We start from the raw sequence: 20319 nt of genomic DNA, 5'->3' as shown, positions 1-20319 counted from the left end.
ACGCTAATTATTATCATTTAAACTGCATTTGTCACGGAGAAAAATCATGAACACGGTAAGTTGTAAGTTAATACCGTTAACTAGCGCCATTTTAACCGCGCTTAGTTTATCCAGCTCAATAGTGTTAGCTGATGAAACGAAACAAGATATGGAAGTTATCGTGGTATCAGCGTCAGGTTATGAGCAAATGTTAAAGGACGCGCCAGCAAGCATCAGTGTGATTGATCGCGCAGATCTGGAAAAACGCTTTTATCGTGACTTAACCGATGCAATGACCGATGTTCCTGGAGTTGTGGTTACCGGCGGTGGCGATCGCAAAGATATAAGCTTGCGAGGCATGGCTAGCCAATACACATTAATTTTAGTTGATGGCCAGCGACAATCATCACGTGAAACAAGGCCAAACAGTGATGGACCAGGTGTTGAAGGTGCATGGACACCGCCAATCTCTGCAATTGAACGCATTGAAGTGATACGTGGGCCTATGTCGTCCTTGTATGGCTCAGACGCTATCGGTGGGGTGATAAACATTATTACTCGAAAAACACCCCTGCAGTGGTATGGTGAGCTGCGTTTAGACAGTACAGTTCAACAAAGTAGCGACTCAGGTAATACTAATCAAGGTAGTTTTTTCGCAGCTGGTGGACTTGTCCCAGAATTATTAGGTGTGCAATTATATGGGCAGTTTTCAAAACGTGACGAAGATAACTTTACTTCAGGCTTTAGGGGCAAAGAGCAAAGTAACCTTAAAGCAAAGTTTATTTTAACGCCAAACGATAATCACGAAATAATGCTAGAGGTTGGCAGCGCGCAGCAAAAATTTGAAAACACACTGGGTAAAACAGTTGAACCATTGGCGCCGGGTGAAAGCTGTGGCCGAAGAGGTTGCCCAGAATCATCGACAACAGAGTATGAGCAACAAACTTACTCGTTAACCCATAACGGTTATTATGACTTTGGTAACTCGCGCAGCTATTTAAAATACGATAAGTACGATAATACTTCTCGTGAAATGTTTGTTGAAAACACGGATGCGCAAACCAGTTGGACTTTACCGATTTTTGCCGGTCATAACGCGACGCTTGGTGCAGCCTACTTAAAAGAAGTGCTTGATGATTACACGAGTAATAGGATCAGCGAGTTAACCCATGTAGAAAATAAACAGTGGTCGGTATTTGCTGAGGATGAGTGGAGCACCAGCGACAAATTTAAGCTCACCACAGGTTTGCGTTACGACCACGACGATAATTTTTCAGGCCATTGGAGTCCACGTTTATATGGTGTTTATACCGCCTCTAAGGCTATCACTATCAAAGGTGGTATTTCGACAGGTTTTAGAGCGCCTAATATTCGTCAATCAAATGCAGACTGGGGACAAGTAAGTCGAGGCGGCAATATCTATGGCAACCCAGATCTTAGTCCTGAAAAGTCATTGAATTATGAAATGGGTATTTATTACGATCCACGTGGTGATTACACAATCTCAAGTACGGTGTTTTACAATGAGTTTGATGACAAAATTACGCGAATTGCATGCCCACTTACGCAATGCACGGATGGCCAAAATCAGTTTGGTTCAGATCCGACAACCTATGTAAATGTTGATGAAGCCGTGACTCAAGGGTTTGAATTTTCAGTTTCTTACGACTTAACCAGCGATTTAGGTTTAAGCGCTAATTACACTTATACCGATTCTGAGCAAAAAACCGGGCAATATAAAGGCAGTCCTCTCAATCAGTTACCTAAACATATAGTGCAAACATCGTTAAACTGGCAGCCAAGCGATAAGTTAGGGGGGTGGTTACGTGTGCATTATCGTGGTGAGGAAAGTCAACCAACCACAGGACCTTCACAAAGCAGCCTAATTGCACCTAACTACACGTTAGCCGATGTGGGTGGTAATTATGTTTTGACTAAAAGCGTAAAGTTAGGCTTTGGTATTTATAACCTATTTGATAAAGATATCACTGAGAATGAATATGGTTATGTCGAAGACGGACGCCGTTATTGGGCATCGCTCGGGTGGCAGTTTTAATGCATACCACTTAGTAACCCCTGCTTAGGTTAAGTAATAAGGTCTCAATTGAGGCCTTATTTTATAAATGGAGCTTTATAACTAACTGAAAATATAAATAAACTATTGCTGATGAAAAGTTTCTACTCTAAAGTTAGGGTAGCGTGTGTTTCTATTTCGAAGTTTGCAGCAATGTGTTTGGCTTTTAGGCTAGGCTAGGCTGAGCTTATGTAGTGTGGTAATTCCCCATAAATAGGCGATAACGCAGCATAACTGGCAAACATACTATGCTCTAAGTGTTAAACCTAAATTGAACAAATTTTAATCCCGAAAGGTCAGTCTCCTTAGTAAGGTAAATATTTAATTACACGCTATAATAATTAACCAATATGAAGTGGTTAGATAAGATTTTTTAGCTATAGCATCTGTCGCTATGCAAAATAATACGAGGTATTTATTTGAATTTCCTTCGAAGCTTCCATGATATTGTATCTGATCAAAGTCAAAGTTTTGACGAGAAAACGCATAGTTTGCTCAAGTTTGGGCTTGATGTATTTAATTTAGATATCGCGATTGTTAGTAAAATTGAACAAAATATTTATACCGTGCTCTACGTTATAACACCTGATAATTCTTTAGCTTCTGGTACAACGTTTGATTTAGAAGGCACTTATTGTGTACATACACTCGCAGCAAATGCCGCGCTTACTTTTCATAAAGCGTCGAGTAGTCGCATTGCAAACCACCCATGTTACCTAAATTTCCAGCTCGAATCTTATATTGGGGCGCCAATAAAAGTCGGTTCAAATGTATTCGGTACAGTTAACTTTTCATCACCGGCTGTTTCAACTCCCTTTTCACAACAAGCCCATGACTACGTTGAGCTATTTGCACAATGGCTGGGTGCTGAGTTTGCCCGCAAGATCACCAATGAACAGCTTATTAAAAACAACAATACGCTGTTAAAATTAGAGGCTGTAGCAAATATTGGCACGTGGGAAGTTGATTTACTCACTGATAAAGTCACTTGGAGCGAGCAAACACGACGTATTTACCAAGTTAGTGATAGCTATGTTCCTGATCTTAATGCTGCGACTGAATTTTTTAAAGCAGGAGAAAGCAGAGAAAGCATCGTTAATGCAGTGAACTCTGCAATACAAAGTGGCGAGAAATGGCATCTCGACCTCGAACTTGTTACCGCTAATGGACAGACTTTGTGGGTATCAACATTTGGTGAAGCTGAATTATTAAATGGTCGATGTGTGAGGTTATTTGGTACCTTACAAGACGTGACTGAATCGGTCATGCTTCGCGAAGAGTTAAAAAATAAAAAAGCAGAAGCAGAGCGCATGTTAGAAGATAGAAGCATGCTACTAGCTAAAATAAGTCACGAACTCAGGACACCATTGAACGGCATAACCGGAATGTTAACTACGCTATTAGGTGAGCGTCGTGAAGATAAGAGAGTTGAAAAACTAAAGATAGCTTTGCGTAGCGCGGATATTTTACTGAGTATAATTAACGAAGTGCTCGACTTTTCAAAAATAAACCACGGTGAGTTAAAACTCGAACCAAATCATTTTTTATTAAAAACAATTTTTGTTGATCTTGCTTCGTTGTACATTCCATTGTTTAGAGATAGTAAGGTTGATTTTCAAACAAATATAACGATAGCAGATGACTGTTGGGCTTATTGCGATAATGCTCGGCTGAGCCAAATTGCGTCAAACTTATTAAGTAACGCGTTAAAATTCACTGACGAAGGCTTGGTAAAATTTAATGCTGATGTGAATGTAGTCGGTGATAAATTAGCCTTGCATCTTGAAGTGTGTGACAGCGGAAGGGGGATGACCAACTCATTTTTAGATTCATTGTTCTCACCTTTTACACAAGAAATAGACGCCAAAAAGAGTAAAGGTGGTACCGGCTTAGGCTTGGCAATCGTAAAAGAATTGATTGATTTTATGGGGGGGACAATAACGGTTGATAGTACTTTTAATCAGGGTACGACATTTATCGTGGATATCCCACTTGCAGTCGGCGCAGTACAAATCGAAAATAATCCTCGGGTAAACGTTGTCATAGCGGCAACTAATTTATCGGTTTTAGTTGTTGATGATAACCAAATAAACCGATTGGTACTGGACGCTTCGCTTGAAAAATTAAATATTAAAGCCGATTTTGCAGTTGATGGCGAAGACGCAATTTTAAAGTGTAAGCAAAAAAAATACGATCTTATTTTTATGGATTGCGTGATGCCGCAGCTGGATGGACTTGAGGCCACTAAAATTTTGCGAGCACAACATATTTGTCCTTATGCAGATACCTTAATAGTGGCATTAACTGCAAATACATCATCTACCGATAAAGTTGCGTGCAAAGAAGCTGGCATGGATATGTTTATTTCAAAGCCTTTTAAACTACATTCGATTGAGGAAGCGGTAGTTAATGCTGTAGGAAAGAACAAAACTAAAGAAATAAGCTAGTTTATTAACAGAGAAACATAACGTGGCCTAATATTTGTATGTTTTTTAATGTGGTATTTGATAAAACGCACTATGATTAGTTTTATTATCGCAATATATTATTATTTCTTTATAGCTCTCAACAGCAATGAACCGTATCCTAAGATACGTTATACACTATTACGCAATGATTGATTGCTTAACTGATGGGTACTGTAAATAAATAATAAAGACTGTATTTTTACTGTTTGAGGCATGGAGTTGAATGAAAAATAGTGGTGTGATTTGTCTCTCGGATGTACTTGAACTGATGCTTGACGCTGTTTGCGTGGTTGACAAGCAAGGGGTATTTGTTTTTGTGAGCGCGGCTTTTAAAGACATTTTTGGTTACGAGCCTTGCGAAGTAATTGGTAAACCAATGCTCGACTTTGTTTATAAAGAAGATATTGAGATCACGCTTGACGCAGTAAATACGTTATTATCTGGGGGCTCTAAACCGCGCTTTGAAAATCGTTGGGTGAGAAAAGACGGGCGAGTGGTGCATATATTATGGTCTGTCCGCTGGTCTGATTCACATCAGTTCAGAATTGCTGTTGCTCATGATATCACCGAGCGCAAAAAATTTGAAAAGCAATTACAACATATGGTGGGACATGATCAGTTAACTGGGTTGCCCAATCGCATGCTGTTACTTGACCGAATTCAATCAACATTAACGAAAGCTGACCGACAGCAAGTTGAATTATCGCTACTATTTATAGATTTTGATGGTTTTAAAGAAGTTAATGATTCATATGGGCATCAATGTGGTGATCGATTATTACAAGCCATTGCTGCTCGGCTGCAAGGGTGTATTCGAGGATCTGATACTGTTGGGCGTTTAGGTGGCGACGAATTTTTAGTCTTACTTCATGGGATTAGCTTACGCTCAGACGTACATAAAACAGCTGAAAAAATCCGCAAAGAGTGCGAACAAGCTTTTGTGATAGATGAACATTCATTACAGCTTTCAGTCAGTATCGGTATCGCCAGTTATCCTGAAATGGGCGAGAATGAACAACAACTTATTCAACATGCAGATCAAGCAATGTATGTTGCAAAAAATGCAGGGGGTAATCGTATTGTCTAAACACGTTACTCCCCTTTGATCAAAATCAACATTTAGCTTTATAACTAATATTTTTACGTCTTTTTTGGTTTGTTAGTTGCTGTCTTTACTTGTAGACATTGAACTGCCAACCGATGCAACTATCACCAAAAGAATGGCTAACCATTGCCAAAGAGTTAATAACTCGCCTAAAATTATAAAGCCAGCAAGTGCCGCAATAGCGGGCTCTAAGCTCATCATAATACTAAACCCTTGTGCAGGCATATTACGCAGTGCAACCATTTCCAGTGTATAAGGTAGGGCACTTGACATAATAGCAACCAATAAACCTAAAGGGATCACTTCCCAGTTTAGTAGTGCACCACCTTGAGAAATAGCACCATAAGGCACTAATATAAGTGCAGCGACACTCATACCAAGGGCAACAGTCATCCCGCCAGAGCTTTGATTACCCGTTTTTTTGCCAAATAAGATATAGCCTGCCCAACACGCACCAGCTCCCAGTGCCAGAATCACGCCCAGTAGATCGAGACTTTCTTCACCTTTCATATCCGGGAGCAACATTACGATCCCCGATATAGCACAGGCGACCCAAAATAAATCTCGCTTACGTCGCGATGATAGCAGCGCTACCGCTAACGGGCCGGTAAATTCAAGGGCGACCGCAATCCCCAATGGAATACGCGCAATGGCGTAGTAAAAAAAAATGTTCATACCGCCTAAGCATAAGCCATAAACAATAATTGGCATGCGTTGACCCAGTGGCGGAAAGGCGCGCCAAGGTTTAAACACTAAGCACAATATCGTTGCTGAAAAACCTAAACGAAGTGCGGTTGTCCCTTCAGGGCCAATTAATGGAAATAGTTGCTTAGCAATTGAAGCGCCTGACTGAATAGTCACCATGGCAAGTAATACACATATAACAGCAATGAAAAAAGGAGAAATAACTCGAGACATAACGTATAAAAAATGAAAAAGGAAATTATCTGCAGAGTGTACAGATTAATGTAACAATTTAATATATTTGCGATAAATAGCAGCCATTAAGTGATGCAGGCTCACGTATTAAACAATGCGTGAGCCTTTATTTACCTTATGAACTCTATTGTTTTGTGATCCAGAATTACTTTATCTTTAATGGGTTTTTGCTTTAAGCGTTTAGCGATAAAGAAAAACATAACTGAGAAAAGTGTGGCTATAAAATCAACAGAATAGCTTTCGTAATAGGGGAGCAGAGCTAAATTATTCAGGCCTTGAATAACACTCGAGATGGGTAAACATACGGTTAAAATCGATAATGTTATTAAGCCAGTATAGCTTGCTTTATTAGCGCCTAGTGTAAAGCAGTAGGCTAAGGAAATAAAAAAAACAACATAATAACACTGCATATAATGGTGATTAATGTTATTTATCAGTATGTTACTCCATTTTGCTAACAATAATACTGCAACAACAGCGAGCATGGATCCTAAACACACGCCAATCGTTAACTTTGCCATAATATGTGTGCCGGTTTTATTTGCATCTTTTTTCATTCGTTTGTCTATCCATAATAAGTTGCCTGAATAAAAAAGCAATGCGCCGAATAGTCCCATTATAAAGTAAGCCCAGCGACCCCACTCACCGCCATATGTTCCAAAATGCAGTGAAAAGATACTCGCGACAAAATTGCCCCAGAAGCTTTCTTCACCCTGTGGGTAAGTTGATCCGCTGATCTCTAAAGTATACGGGTTCATAAATAAATAATCCGTATCAGGTCCACGTACCACTGCAGAATCATTACTCATTTTAAATACAGCGGAAGGGGACGCTAAATTCAATCGACTGTAGCTAATATGTATTGGCTCATAGCCTGTAGCATAGCCCTTAGCCGCTAGTATTTGTGTATCAATACGTTTCAGTTCGCTGATGTTATAAGCGTGTGTTGCGGTTGGGGGACGCTCAAATAGTGGTTTGTCACCATAAAACTGGGCCAAACCATCATAAATTAAGTCGTGAAAAGCAAATACAATAACAGTAAACGCAATGATCAAATGAAAGGGCAAACTCGCAACGCCAATAAGGTTATGGCTATCTAACCAAAAGCGACTCGGGCCTTTTTCTTTTCGCAGCGCAAAAAATGTTTTTACCAGTGTTGGTAAAAGGATAATTACACCGGACACCAAGGCTAAAAAATACAGTCCTGCAGCAATACCAAGAATGTAAACGCCAGATTGGTCGTGGCCAATTTCACCAATAAAGCCTGCGGTACGGTGTAGGTAATCGATTAAATCAGCAAGTTTATGTTCTGCTTGATCAGCAATTATCAGCTTTTGATCTTCATCAAGATATGCTGTTTGCTGTTGATTATCTAGGTGCATGCCACGAGCTTGACCTTGTGTATACCACGACAGTGGCGCAGCTGTTGTTAAAAGGTCGAGTTCAAAACCTTTTGCCATTTGCTCAGGATAAACAGTGATGGCTTTGTCGACTAAGCTTTGATAGTTTGTAGTAGTGGGATCGGTAAGTGGTGCAGTAGTTGGCTCTGCCCATTGTTGGATTTCATGTTTAAACATGGTCAAACTACCAGCATAAAAGCCGATGAAAAGTACTAAACCTGCAATGATCCCCGTCCATGTATGCACACCTTGGTAGGTGCGTAAAATATCGGCTCTTACTTTCATAATCCACCCCTTAACAGCAAAAATAAACTATACAAGATAACATTTGCTCCACCGAGTATGAGCCAAGCTTGCCTCGCTGAATTAAATAAATAAGTAAAACTAAAGAGCGTGAGCCATAAAATCGGGATCATCCACATATTAAATTGAACCTTGTCTTGGGCATCAATTCCGCCTGGGCCGTACCAAGCAAAAAAAGCAATCAGAATATAAGCCAGCGCTAAACCCAGCAATACACCAGCTAAACTTTTACCAAGCCAAGTTGGTTGAATTTTTTGTCTTTGCTCAGATGTCATTTCTTAGCCCTTTCACTTTAATTAAGCTTGCAAATGGCATGACCATTAAAGCGAGCATCAGTATTAAAATAATAAAGAAGCTTGCTGCTAATTTAGACAGTGTAGAAAAAGAAATGATAATTGCAGTTATAAACAGCATTAGCGCAAGTGTACGCCAGTGTTTAGAAATAGGTTTAGTAAGTAATCTTTGATGGCGATTACTGCAGTAGAGCACAGTTATAGCAATGAGTAAGATAACAATAACGGTAAATTGAGACATAAGAGCAATAATAGTTTATTTTTAATGTCATTCTAAATGATAAGTAAACTCAATTGCAATACTGTAGTTGATATGGTATTTTTTCGCGCAATTTAAAATGTCTCAAAAAAAGGAAATTATTTTGGCTGCTTTATTTAAACGCAATAAGCTTTCACTGCTTATTGCCAGCGCGCTGTTATTTACTCAAGCTCAGGTATTAGCAGATGATGAGGGTAATCGCGAATCAATCGATACTATCGTTGTTACGGGTGAAAAAATAGCAAAATCACTTAAAGACACTATTACCTCAGTTGCGGTCGTCGATAAGTCGTTATTAGAAAATGGTCAGCTAGCATCTGTTTCAGAAGCGCTTGCAGAAATGGCGAATGTAGTGGTGTTAACGGGGTCAGTTCCTGATATGCGTGGTGTGTCAGGTAACGGTGGAGCAACAGGGTTTAATTCGTTTAGTGGTGGCTCTAAAGCGCGAGTATCAACGTTAGTTGACGGTGTAAGTCAGCCGTTTGTCGCTGATTTAACCGGTGATACTGGTTTGTGGGATATGGAGCAAATAGCAGTGTATCGAGGTCCACAATCAACAAGTAATGGTCGTAATAGCATTGCTGGCGCTGTTTATATGACAACCAAAGCACCGACTCAAGACTTTGAAGGCGCAGTGCGAGTCGGTTACCGCAATCAAGATAGCTACCTTGACACCGCAGCCGTTGTTTCCGGTGCATTAGTTGAAGATGTACTTGCTTTTAGGTTATCGACTCAATATGTTGATGGTGAAACTTACAGTAACCCAACTGTCTATGAAACAAATCCGACAGATCGCGATCTAAATAAATTAAACACCTCAAGCACCCGAGCAAAATTACTTTATACTCCATTTGATGATCTATCAATTCAACTAAGTTATTCAAACTACAGTGAAAAAGGAAATTCTGGTCGTCATTATTATGAAGGTGACAACCCATCTGATTATATACCACTGTTTCAACGTATAATGGATACAGATTCAGATACAACACAAATCGATTTTGAATATAAGATTGATGAGAACTTCTCTGTGGATCTGCTGGTGGCATATATGGATTATCATTGGGCGTTTGATGCTTATGAGCCGCTAGCAACAGCAGAATCTGATGTTACTATGGATGAAAAAAATATTACCATTGATGGTAAATTAAACTTCGGTCTTAGTAGTGATTTTTACTCAGGTTTTATTGGCTTAGCTTATTTCGATCGAGATCAAGATTTCGACAGTACTGGAGCAACAGATTATTTTGGTGATGATAGCAGTGATTCGATAGCTATTTACTCAGAGGCAAGCTTCAACCTAACAGATAAGTTAATAGTAACAGGTGGCTTGCGGGTTGAACATGAAAGTCAACTTCGTAACTTTAACATGGCATTTAGAGGCGATACCTTAGCTGAACAGCTAGATGATTCTAATACTATTAAATTACCTACCTTAGCTATTCAATACAAAGTTACCGAGGCAACTACTTTATCAGCCAGTGCGCGGCGTGGTTATAATTCCGGCGGTGGTGCACTCGACTTTAATGCTGAAGATTATTATTACTATGATGAAGAAACTGTTAATACCTATGAGGTAGGCACACGTAGTGTATTAAATAACGGCGACATTAATATCAGTGCAAATGTCTTTTACAATAACTTTGACGGTTATCAGGCATTAAGTTCAGATCGTAGAATTACTAATATCGATGACGCTCATAGTTATGGTTTAGAGCTTGAGGCTTACAGTATGTTAGGTGAGCAATGGCAGTTACATGCTGGTCTAGGATTGTTAAAAACAAAAATTGACGCATCTACAACGTATTCTGAAGCGGTTGGTAACGAACTTAATTCAGCCCCTTCATTTACAGCCAGTTTAGGTCTGTCTCATTGGTTTACTGACAACCTTAAAATCAATGTCAGTGCAAATTATGTCGATGAGTATTACGGTGATCTTACTAACAGTGAAGAGCGCATGGCAGGTGATTACACTATTACTCGCGCTACAATAAGCTATGACACAATGAATTGGTTAATTAGCGCTTATATTAATAATGCCTTTGATGAACAAGGTTATACCAGTGTAGAGCCTGTAAGTGGCAGGTATCCAACTGGTTATGTCTCTGTTGTTAGCCCAAAAACATTAGGTGCTTCAGTTACTTATCGTTTTTAGCTACTCTAAAACCTTAGGCTGTTGCTGTATAAAAGCCTGAGGTTTTTAATCCAGAGATCCGTTAACTTAATTTAAACTTATTTATTTGTGTATTTAAATTAATCGCAACTTGCGCGAGTTCACTAGACGAAGACGAAATTTGTGCGGTTTGCGACTTCGACTGCATACTGGCATCTTGAATACCAGTTAAGCGTTCAGCTATATCTTCGGTTACTTGTGCTTGTTGCTCGGATGCAGCTGCAATGGTTCGGTTTGCATCTGAAATTAAGCGCACTTGGGTGCTTATTTCTTTGAGCATTGAGCCCACTTTTTCTGAGTTTGATACTGCGTCTTTAACCCGCGTATCACTGCTACGGATCCGTTCGGTTACAGCGTTACTTGCAGACTGTAAGCTATTGATTTTTTGTTGTATCTCAACTGTTGAGCTTTGTGTTCTGCTCGCTAATGTCCTTACCTCGTCGGCAACGACGGCAAAACCTCGACCTTGTTCGCCAGCTCGTGCGGCCTCAATTGCAGCATTAAGTGCTAATAGATTAGTTTGTTCAGCAATATTGCTGATCACATTTAAGATCACCGCTACTTCGTTAACTGAAGATTCGAGATCATTTAAATCATTAATTGACTCGGTTAATATTTCAGCAACCGATTCGACAGAATGAATACTCTGATTAACGACATCGATCCCTGCTTGTGTTTTAGCATCTGCATCTCCTGCGTTTTGAGCCGCTTCAGAGCAGTTTTTTGATACTTCTTTGACGGCGGTGGAGTTTTCATATACTGAACTTGAGATCACCTCAATTGCTTGACTCTGCTCGTCATTAAGCTGTCTTGCCTGCTGTGCAATAGAATCTAGCTCGTTTGCAGCAATTTGGGCTTGTTGGGATTGCGAGTTAATTTCTGACAGTAAGGTAGATAGTTTATCGATCATAATATTAAAACTGGCTGATAACTCTGCAATTTCATCGTTACCGGAGTGAGCAATTTTATGCGTTAAATCACCATTGGCGATTCGTTGTGCTTCATTGACTAATAGCGTGGTTGTCTTTATTACGCGCTTCTCAAGCTGTAAGTAGCATAAAATTAAAATAGTGATTATAACTAATACCATCACAATACTAATAAGGCTTAAATTAGCAACACGATTGTTATTATTCATTACTTCTTGCAAGCTGCTGTTTTCTACCGCAGCTAAAAATTCTTGCACCGGTGTCTGTATTTTAGCTACTTCATCCATATATCCCTTATCGGTTAGCAGTCCTATTGCCTGTACCCACTGTTTTGATTCGCTCGTATTTAATAATGATGGTGATTGCCCAGCAAAACTACTTACCAATTGAAAAGCTTGTTCTTCAGTGTTGACTAACTGCAAAGAGAGCGAGTTAGATTTATTTAGCAAAGCAAGTTCTTGTTCATTTACATTAAATTCTTTTAAGCGATCAATATAAGATTTTTTACGACCGTCTAACCAGGGTTCAGTTCCTTCAATTTGATTTACAAGTTCATAGTATTGTTTTTTATAGCTAGGTTGTAGGGTGACAACATATTGTCGGGCGAGTTCTGTTAGCTCGATAGAGTTGGAGGCCGACAGCTTAGCAAAATGACTTAGCTGATAGCGTTGCTGAGCTGATTGTTGACTATCAGATAATCCTGTTTTTAACAGTAATATGATAATGAGTAGCCCTGCTGCAATTGTGATTGCTAGAGCAAAAACAGTTCTTAGCATTAATCTTATTGTCAAAATTGCCTCTGATGCGATTTAATAATAATGCTAAATAACTATAGAATATAATTTCAATTAACTAAAGAATTCATGAATTTTATTTGCAAACTAGGAAGATTTGGATACGCATTAAATTAGTGAGCAGATTGCAAGAGTATGATAAAAGTGACAACAACATTGACAAGCCTCAAAGCATTGAGGCGTTGTTTTGCGTGAATAATATTTTGTAGCTTATAGTCGGTCGGCTGGATAAATAACACCAAGTTGCTGTCTTGCTTTATCAAGTACAGCCATCACATTGATACTTAGTTGATGGGTATTGATAGGTGATTCGAGTTGTCCTGCGTTGGCAATTGTAATGAAATGGGCAACTTCGTGGCGCATAAAGTGTTCATCAAATGGCTGTGATAATTCTTCAACACTGCCATCATTAGCAATAAATTGTATCTGTTTTAATAACGAAACGGCTTCAATTCTGATACGGCCCAGCTCACCTTGGATTTCTGTAAAATTATCACCTTGAGATATTTTTGAATAACTGATCACTGCTTGCTTATCACTATAATTTAGTAATACATCACCAGCACCATCTACCCCTGTTTCAAGTAATACTCCACTGGCTTTTACCGTGTTTGGTGCACCCCAAAGTGCAATCAAGATATATAGCGGATAAACCCCTAAATCGACGAGCGCACCATTAGCGAATGCTGGCAAAAAGGTGTTAGGGCGCTCACCATTTTTGTATTTATCATAGCGTGATGAATATTGACTATACTGACCTATGTATTTACGTGGCGTCCCAATTTTGGCAATGGCTTGTTGTAAAACGGCAAAGTTAGGCAAGTGAGTGGTCATCATCGCTTCCATATAAAGGCGATTATTTTGTTTTGCTGCGTCCACTATCGCGGCTAATTCTTGGCTATTTGCTGCTGCAGGTTTTTCACCTAACACGTGTTTTCCTGCATTTAAACAGGCCACAGCATAGCTTTTATGCAAACTATTGGGGGCTGCTATATATACAGCGTCTACACTGTCGTCGCTGCATACTTGCTCAATAGTCGTAAATACTTTTGCATTTTTTATAGCGTGCTTAGCTAAAAATGCATGACCGCTTTGTTCGGCTCGCGAACATACGCCATATAATGAAAACTCACTGACTGTTTTAGCCGCTGCAAGTAAAGTATCGCTAATAAAATTAGTGCCGACTATCACAAAATTCATGGTCACTCCTGATTGTTGAATTGTGCAAGCCAAGCTTGCCAGTCTGCCTCAAAGCCTAACATTTGTTGGTGCTTTTTAGCTAATAGGTGTTTTTGTTTATCTTCACTGGCTTGAAATGGACCTACTCGGCACAGCGAACAGTTATCAACTGCTAAGTAGCTTGGTATAGTTAATCGATTATGGAGTTCAGTCGTTTCTTTGGGGCTGAATACATAAGTGGTGCCACTGGTGTCTTTTACGTGTTTGTCACGATCAACATTACGGATTTTATAGCCAGGGAAAGGACTGATATCAAATGGCATTTGGCCGATATAGCGTGATGCTAAGCCATAATTTAAGCTGCCTTCAATATTCCACTCACGATATGGTTTAACATCTTTTGAGGTGATGTAGCACAACATTGGGCCATTGTTATCAAGAGCATAGCTGGTGGCATATTTAATATATTGGTGTAGCAAAGCCCGGTTGAGGGTGTTCATACTGGTTGTTTGGGTGTTTTCACGATAAGCACTCTCCCCGACAAAAGCAGGAATAAGCGGAAATTGAAAAATCACCACATCAAATAGCTCGCCATTTAAGCGTTGCCAGGCTTGTGGGTCAGTCACATCAAAACTATCAAGTACCGTAATGTGATGATCTTGCAGTGCATTTAGTGCGTTATCAGCATATTTGGAGGTGATCGTGGCTGCACTATCATAGGTAGAAGCAACTAACTTGGCCGGCTTTAGATCAGTAGATAAAGCATGAGAAAACGATAAGTCGCCATCGCCAACGGTAAGGATCCGCCAATTAGGATTTAAATACATTAATTCAATTATTCTAGTGGTGTGTTTTTAGCATCATGATCAATTAAACGTAAAAACGCTAAGCGAGTCTTTAGTCCTTCAATCGCGATTTGTTTGATAATTAAATTAAACGTGATTAATACTGCAAACGCAATATGAATAGGGCCATGAGTAAAGCCTGCGTCAGGATCGAAGAGCATTAAGCCAAACAGTAAAAAGAGTACCACGAGTGCAATTTCAAGCCATTGATTAGAATAAAACGATAATCGGCCTTCACTCTTATGATCTTTCTTGATTTGAATAGCACAAAAAAAAGGGATCACTTTAATTTTGAAATGAGCGCTTTTCTCAACATAGTTTTCACCGAGTTGATCAAGCTGTTGGCGCAATTGGTCTATCATTTTAGTTCCTCAAAAAGCAGTGCACGGATGGTACATTAATCCGTTTTAAAGGGCGAGCTAGTTAGGGTATAAACTAATGCCTATTACTAATATATGGCAAACAAACACCACTGAGGTTAATACAAAGCGCATTTTTTGATAATCAGCATGGTAGCTTTGCCATTGCGGGCTGGTTTTTTCAAATAGTAATACCAGCCAAAAACTAACCGCTAACCAAGCCAAGGTTATGTGTTGTGGTAAAAAAGCTAAAAAGCCAAGCGGTAAAATCGGTAGTATAGCCTTAATCGCATCTCGATAACTCTGTTGTCCAGCGTGCCATAAGTTACCACTCATAAAAGCCAAAATTGCAATACTATAAAAAGTAAAAAACTGCATATTAAAGTTATTACTACCGACTAATAACGGCCAACCGACACACGCTAAAAAGGGCAATAAGCCTAAATAGCCTAACTGGATATGATTGATGAATTTATTCATGGCTTACCCCAAAATTAACTAAAAATACGTATTCGCGATATTTTTCAGTGAGCATTGTAACATTAGACGCAAAAAAAGCTTTAGCCCTATCTGTCCAGATGACAATGACCGCTTCAGTCAATAAAATCGATTGAATTAATCTAAACAATCAATTTTATTAATTTTTATTTACACCTTATTGTATTACTCAAGCCAACGCAGCAACCTGCGTTGTTTACACTTTAAATAAACAAATGAGGAATACTATGAGCACTTCATTAATTAACACTAAATTACAACCTTTCAATGCAACGGCTTACCACAATGGTGATTTTGTTGAACTATCAGAACAAGATGTTTTAGGTAAGTGGTCTATTTTCTTTTTCTACCCAGCTGATTTTACCTTTGTATGTCCTACGGAACTGGGTGATGTTGCAGATCACTACGCGCAATTACAAGAAATGGGTGTAGAGGTTTACTCCGTATCGACTGATACTCACTTTACTCACAAAGCATGGCACGATACATCAGACACTATTGGTAAAATTACTTACCCTATGATCGGTGACCCAACAGGACGTATTACACGTAACTTTGGTGTAATGATCGAAGACGAAGGCCTAGCACTTCGCGGTACGTTTGTAATGAACCCTGAGGGCGAAATCAAAATCATTGAAACACATGATTTAGGTATTGGCCGTAGTGCCAAAGAACTAGTACGTAAAGTACAAGCGGCACAATACATTGCGACTCATGATGGTGAAGTATGTCCGGCTTCTTGGCAGCCAGGTGAAGAAACATTAGCACCATCGCTTGATTTAGTTGGCAAAATTTAAATCTACTATTACAAAGCATTAATATGCTTGAAGGCTCATCATCACAATTTTATTAAGCACATTAGCGTGATGATGGGCATTTTTGCTAAAACAAGGGTAAGTCATGTTAGATACCAACATTAAAAATCAATTAAAAAGTCACTTTGCAGCTATTGCTGATCCTGTTGAGCTACTTATCGCCTTGGATGACAGCAAAAAATCAATAGAAATTGACAATTTAGCCAACGATATTGCGTCGTTGAGCGACAAATTTTTGGTGCGAGATAATCCAGATAGTGGCGTACGCCGTCCATCAATAACGGTATCTTCACCTATTCGAGATAGCCAAATTACCTTTGCTGGTGTGCCGATGGGGCATGAGTTTACCAGTTTGGTATTAGCGTTGTTACATACGGGCGGGCATCCGAGTAAGGCGTCGGCTGCAGATCTTGACCAAATCAAGTCACTGACTCAGCCACTTGAGTTTGAAGTGTATATTTCATTAAGTTGCCAAACATGCCCGCAAGTCGTACAAGCGCTTAATTTAATGGCTGCTAATAATAGCAACATCAAAGCAACTATGATTGATGGGGCATTATTTCAAAACGAAGTTGAAGAGCGCAACATCTTAGCTGTACCAGCTGTGTACTTAAACGGCCAGCCATTTAGCCAAGGTGCGATGAGCTTAACTGATATTTTAAATAAAGTTGATAGTAAAGGGGCCGAGCGTCAAGCCACTTCTCTCAATGAAAAATCACAATTTGATGTGCTTGTCGTAGGTGGTGGCCCTGCTGGTGCATCTGCAGCAATTTATTCAGCACGAAAGGGTTTAAATACGGGCATTGTTGCTGACCGGTTTGGTGGACAAGTAGCTGATACGCTAGCAATCGAAAATTTTATATCTATTAAAGCAACCGAGGGGCCTAAGCTCGTAGCTCAGCTTGAAGAGCATGTTAAAGAGTACGATGTAGATGTCATGCACAATCAACGAGCCGTCGCTCTTAGTTATAAAAATGGTTATGAAATCACGCTTGAAAATGGAGCTGTGCTCAGTACTAAATCGTTAGTACTGGCAACGGGCGCTCGCTGGCGTGAAATGAACGTAGCTGGTGAACAACAATACCGTGGTCATGGTGTAGCGTATTGTCCACATTGTGATGGACCGTTATTTAAAGGCAAACCTGTTGCCGTTATTGGTGGTGGTAATTCGGGCATTGAAGCAGCAATTGATTTAGCTAATATTGTTGAGCACGTTACGGTACTTGAATTTGCAGATACGTTACGCGCCGATGAAGTGCTTATTCGTAAAGCGAAAAGCTTAAAAAATATTACTATTATTAAGAATGCCCAGACTACAGAAGTACTCGGTGATGGTAAAAAAGTGACGGGCTTAAGCTATACTGATCGCATCTCAGGTGAGAACAAACAGTTAAACTTAGCAGGTATCTTTGTACAAATAGGCTTAATACCTAACACTGAATGGTTAAAAGACAGTAATGTTGAACTCAGTCAGTTTGGCGAAATAATAATAGATGCAAAAGGAGCGACATCTTTAGCTGGAGTATATGCTGCGGGAGATGCAACGACCACACCATTTAAGCAAATCATCATTGCGATGGGCAGTGGTGCAACAGCAAGCCTAGGGGCATTTGATTACTTAATTCGTCAAACACCTAGTGAAGAGCAACGCGTAGCATAAATCAAATTATAGTCTCTTGATATAACAGCTCCCACCCATAGCTGTTTGTTCACCCAAGCCGCCCTCTCCAAAGGCGGCTTTTTTGGATAAAAAATTGTGCTAGTATTTAGGCTTATTTTTTTAAAGAGTTTTAGCATGTATCAAGGAAGTTGTTTGTGTAACAAGGTCACAGTGCAAATTGATGGCCCGATCCAGAGCATTATTCATTGCCACTGCTCGTTGTGTCGTAAAGCCAGTGGCACTGCATTTGCAACCAATGGATTTATCTCTCGTGTTGACTTTAAAGTAACCAAAGGCAATGAGTGGTTAAGCAGCTTTGAATTTAAACCAGGGCGTATCCGCTATTTTTGTAGTGCATGCGGTAGCCCAATTTACAGTGAAAACCTTGATGATATAAGCAGACTAAGGTTGCGTCTGGGTATACTCGATAGTGATATTACAGAGCGGCCAATTAGTCATAATTTTGTCAGCTCAAAAGCGAATTGGGAGCAAATAAATGCTGATATCCCACACTATGATGGTTTTGAACCGACCCGCTAAGTTCGTTGGCTGATAGTGTTTTTATAATAAGTAAACTGGTAAATAGTCTGTGCCGCAACTCTCTGTTGCTTTTAAAGCAGTTGTTTCCCAGTACTTGTTCATTGGTACTGAGCCGCGGTTATAAATTGTTCAAAACTCTCACACCACACAATAACAGTGTTAAAGCGTGCAATATTAATATCGGCTGGCACCTTAATTATAAAACCATCGAATGTATTTATGCTTGCAACCCTTGTCATTGTGCCTTTATAGGCTAAAAAATCGGCTTCATTATCAATAAAGCGATTAGCTAAATAAAGTTGGTAATCTGGGCCTGGGCTCAAGGTGCCATCAAAAGAGATCATTGCATTGGTTAATCTGACTTGGCCGTTACCATAATGCAAAGCATCGGAGCCTGCGAGGTCAGCTTTGAATTCACCACTATAAAGTGCTTGCTGAGCATGTGTGGCTAGCTCAAGTTTGCTGGGGGATGGTGGGGCCGTTAAAATTGGCAGTGTGTATAACCCCGCAACAAAGCCAACACAAAATATCATCAGATAAACGACTACCTGCCACAATTTACGCATCATAATAAGACCTTATCCATGAGAGTATTCAGTATATAGGGCAAAACAAGCGGATGCCTTCATCTATAGTTATAAGCTAGCTTACAAAATTGGATTGGGCGAGTTCAATCTTCATTTAAGTATTTACTTTATTAGGGTGCTTGACCCTATTGTGAACTGACTTAGTTGTTAGCTCGCAATAAGTAATGTGAGCTATGGTGTCGCTAATTTAGGTGAAAAACTTTTCTCGATGATAATGCGAGATCTCGTTCTTTTTCACCAAAAAATTGTTGATAAAGCTGCGCAAACTTACCGTTTTTTTGAAGTTTTAGTAACCCTGCCTCTAACTCCATTAGTAAAGCATCGTTTTGTTTATGAGTGTAAAAATAATAATGACTCGGGTATTGCAACATGATCGTTGGTTCAATCATTAAGTTTTGATGCTGCAGTTTAGTCACCTCAGCGGCAATAGCTGATACAGAGCGAGGAAAATAATCTGCCAAACCTGTCTCGAGTGCTCTAGTCATGCCTTTATAATCTAGCTCACCATTAACAGTGAAGCCATTGCGGATAAGTACATCATAATCAGACCAACTTTGCTTTTGTAATGCGATTAAAGGCTTAAGCTGTGCTGAAGTTGATATTTCAGCGAAGCGCGGTTGTTGATTTTTATTAATTATTAGTAATCGCTTGCCGTGTAAACCTTGGTAAATTGACAATGAGGTATGATGTAAATCTGGGTAGCTAGTAGCAGGGAGCGATAGCCAAGCTAAATTAATACTGCTTGCTTTTGACAACTCTTCCACCACGCGTTTTTTATTCATTGGTCTAATGGAGTATATAAAATTAACCTGTTTTCCTTGCTCAGCAAAGGCGAGCGTTAACAGCGCATGAATATAGTGATTACGAGGGGTATCGGTGTTGCTGGGGCTGGCTAAATGAAGATTAACGATTGCTTCATTTGCGTGTACAAAGCTAGTAAACGCCAGAGGCAATAACAATAACCAGAGCACGCCAAAATTATACAATTTCATCATTGAGCTATAACTTAAAATTTTATGACTCTAGTATAGCAAAATTATAATACCTTATTTTTGCAAAAAATATTATAAAAACGTAGAGGCTTTTGAATTACGTATTATACTTGTAAATATTAAAGATG

17 protein-coding genes are annotated in these 20319 nt (G+C 39.5%); 7 read left to right on the top strand and 10 right to left on the bottom strand.

What is annotated here, in order from left to right:
• Positions 1-46: 46 nt before the first annotated feature.
• The 3 genes from H5201_RS08570 to H5201_RS08560 all read left to right on the top strand — a co-directional run bounded on the left by H5201_RS08570 (position 47) and on the right by H5201_RS08560 (position 5608).
• Positions 47-2035, top strand: a complete 1989-nt coding sequence (locus tag H5201_RS08570; RefSeq protein ID WP_182717759.1) for a ligand-gated channel protein — start codon at positions 47-49, stop codon at positions 2033-2035.
• A gap of 437 nt (positions 2036-2472) precedes the next feature.
• Positions 2473-4500 (top strand): ATP-binding protein, encoded by a 2028-nt coding sequence (locus H5201_RS08565; RefSeq protein ID WP_182784245.1) that lies wholly within the window; start codon positions 2473-2475, stop codon positions 4498-4500.
• 244 nt (positions 4501-4744) lie between these two features.
• A complete protein-coding gene (locus H5201_RS08560; protein ID WP_145234228.1) occupies positions 4745-5608 on the top strand; it encodes a diguanylate cyclase domain-containing protein in 864 nt (287 codons plus the stop codon).
• 72 nt (positions 5609-5680) lie between these two features.
• On the opposite strand, the gene H5201_RS08555 is transcribed toward H5201_RS08560, so the two are convergent.
• From H5201_RS08555 to H5201_RS08545, 3 genes are all read right to left on the bottom strand, one after another.
• Positions 5681-6544 (bottom strand): DMT family transporter, encoded by an 864-nt coding sequence (locus H5201_RS08555; protein WP_182767299.1) that lies wholly within the window; start codon positions 6542-6544, stop codon positions 5681-5683.
• 131 nt (positions 6545-6675) lie between these two features.
• On the bottom strand, positions 6676-8250 hold the full coding sequence (locus H5201_RS08550; protein ID WP_145234223.1) for a PepSY domain-containing protein: 1575 nt from the start codon (positions 8248-8250) through the stop codon (positions 6676-6678).
• Entirely contained in the window at positions 8247-8543 is a 297-nt protein-coding gene (locus tag H5201_RS08545) for a hypothetical protein (RefSeq protein ID WP_145234221.1), read from the bottom strand. The genes H5201_RS08550 and H5201_RS08545 overlap by 4 nt, the downstream gene beginning before the upstream one ends.
• Positions 8544-8899: 356 nt before the next feature.
• Between H5201_RS08545 and H5201_RS08540 the strand changes: the two genes are divergently transcribed.
• Complete coding sequence (locus tag H5201_RS08540; protein ID WP_182784243.1) at positions 8900-10975, top strand: TonB-dependent receptor; 2076 nt, start codon at positions 8900-8902, stop codon at positions 10973-10975.
• A gap of 61 nt (positions 10976-11036) precedes the next feature.
• Here the strand turns inward: H5201_RS08540 and H5201_RS08535 are convergent, their stop codons facing one another.
• The 5 genes from H5201_RS08535 to H5201_RS08515 all read right to left on the bottom strand — a co-directional run bounded on the left by H5201_RS08535 (position 11037) and on the right by H5201_RS08515 (position 15579).
• Complete coding sequence (locus H5201_RS08535) at positions 11037-12698, bottom strand: methyl-accepting chemotaxis protein (protein WP_182784241.1); 1662 nt, start codon at positions 12696-12698, stop codon at positions 11037-11039.
• Positions 12699-12926: 228 nt separating this feature from the next.
• Positions 12927-13916 (bottom strand): Gfo/Idh/MocA family protein, encoded by a 990-nt coding sequence (locus H5201_RS08530; protein WP_145234213.1) that lies wholly within the window; start codon positions 13914-13916, stop codon positions 12927-12929.
• Between the two features lie 2 nt (positions 13917-13918).
• Positions 13919-14722, bottom strand: coding sequence for a class I SAM-dependent methyltransferase (locus tag H5201_RS08525; protein ID WP_182784239.1), 804 nt, complete (start codon positions 14720-14722; stop codon positions 13919-13921).
• Between the two features lie 8 nt (positions 14723-14730).
• A complete protein-coding gene (locus tag H5201_RS08520) occupies positions 14731-15102 on the bottom strand; it encodes a hypothetical protein (RefSeq protein ID WP_145234209.1) in 372 nt (123 codons plus the stop codon).
• A gap of 57 nt (positions 15103-15159) precedes the next feature.
• Entirely contained in the window at positions 15160-15579 is a 420-nt protein-coding gene (locus H5201_RS08515) for a DUF3429 domain-containing protein (RefSeq protein WP_149980032.1), read from the bottom strand.
• Positions 15580-15824: 245 nt separating this feature from the next.
• Here H5201_RS08515 and ahpC point away from each other — a divergent pair, with 245 nt between their 5' ends.
• The 3 genes from ahpC to H5201_RS08500 all read left to right on the top strand — a co-directional run bounded on the left by ahpC (position 15825) and on the right by H5201_RS08500 (position 18612).
• Positions 15825-16394: an alkyl hydroperoxide reductase subunit C gene (gene ahpC / locus H5201_RS08510; protein ID WP_145234205.1), complete on the top strand. Its 570-nt coding sequence runs from the start codon at positions 15825-15827 to the stop codon at positions 16392-16394.
• Between the two features lie 103 nt (positions 16395-16497).
• Positions 16498-18072: an alkyl hydroperoxide reductase subunit F gene (ahpF, locus tag H5201_RS08505; protein WP_182784237.1), complete on the top strand. Its 1575-nt coding sequence runs from the start codon at positions 16498-16500 to the stop codon at positions 18070-18072.
• A gap of 135 nt (positions 18073-18207) precedes the next feature.
• Positions 18208-18612: a GFA family protein gene (locus H5201_RS08500; RefSeq protein ID WP_182717767.1), complete on the top strand. Its 405-nt coding sequence runs from the start codon at positions 18208-18210 to the stop codon at positions 18610-18612.
• A 98-nt stretch (positions 18613-18710) separates the two neighbouring features.
• On the opposite strand, the gene H5201_RS08495 is transcribed toward H5201_RS08500, so the two are convergent.
• Complete coding sequence (locus tag H5201_RS08495) at positions 18711-19181, bottom strand: DM13 domain-containing protein (RefSeq protein ID WP_145234199.1); 471 nt, start codon at positions 19179-19181, stop codon at positions 18711-18713.
• A gap of 200 nt (positions 19182-19381) precedes the next feature.
• Positions 19382-20194: a transporter substrate-binding domain-containing protein gene (locus H5201_RS08490; protein WP_259398462.1), complete on the bottom strand. Its 813-nt coding sequence runs from the start codon at positions 20192-20194 to the stop codon at positions 19382-19384.
• Positions 20195-20319: the final 125 nt, after the last annotated feature.

This window comes from Pseudoalteromonas sp. SG43-6 (assembly GCF_014164365.1).
GTDB lineage: Bacteria > Pseudomonadota > Gammaproteobacteria > Enterobacterales > Alteromonadaceae > Pseudoalteromonas > Pseudoalteromonas rhizosphaerae.
Note: the sequence above shows the minus strand (reverse complement) of the source record. Positions and strands in the feature narration are given on the sequence as shown.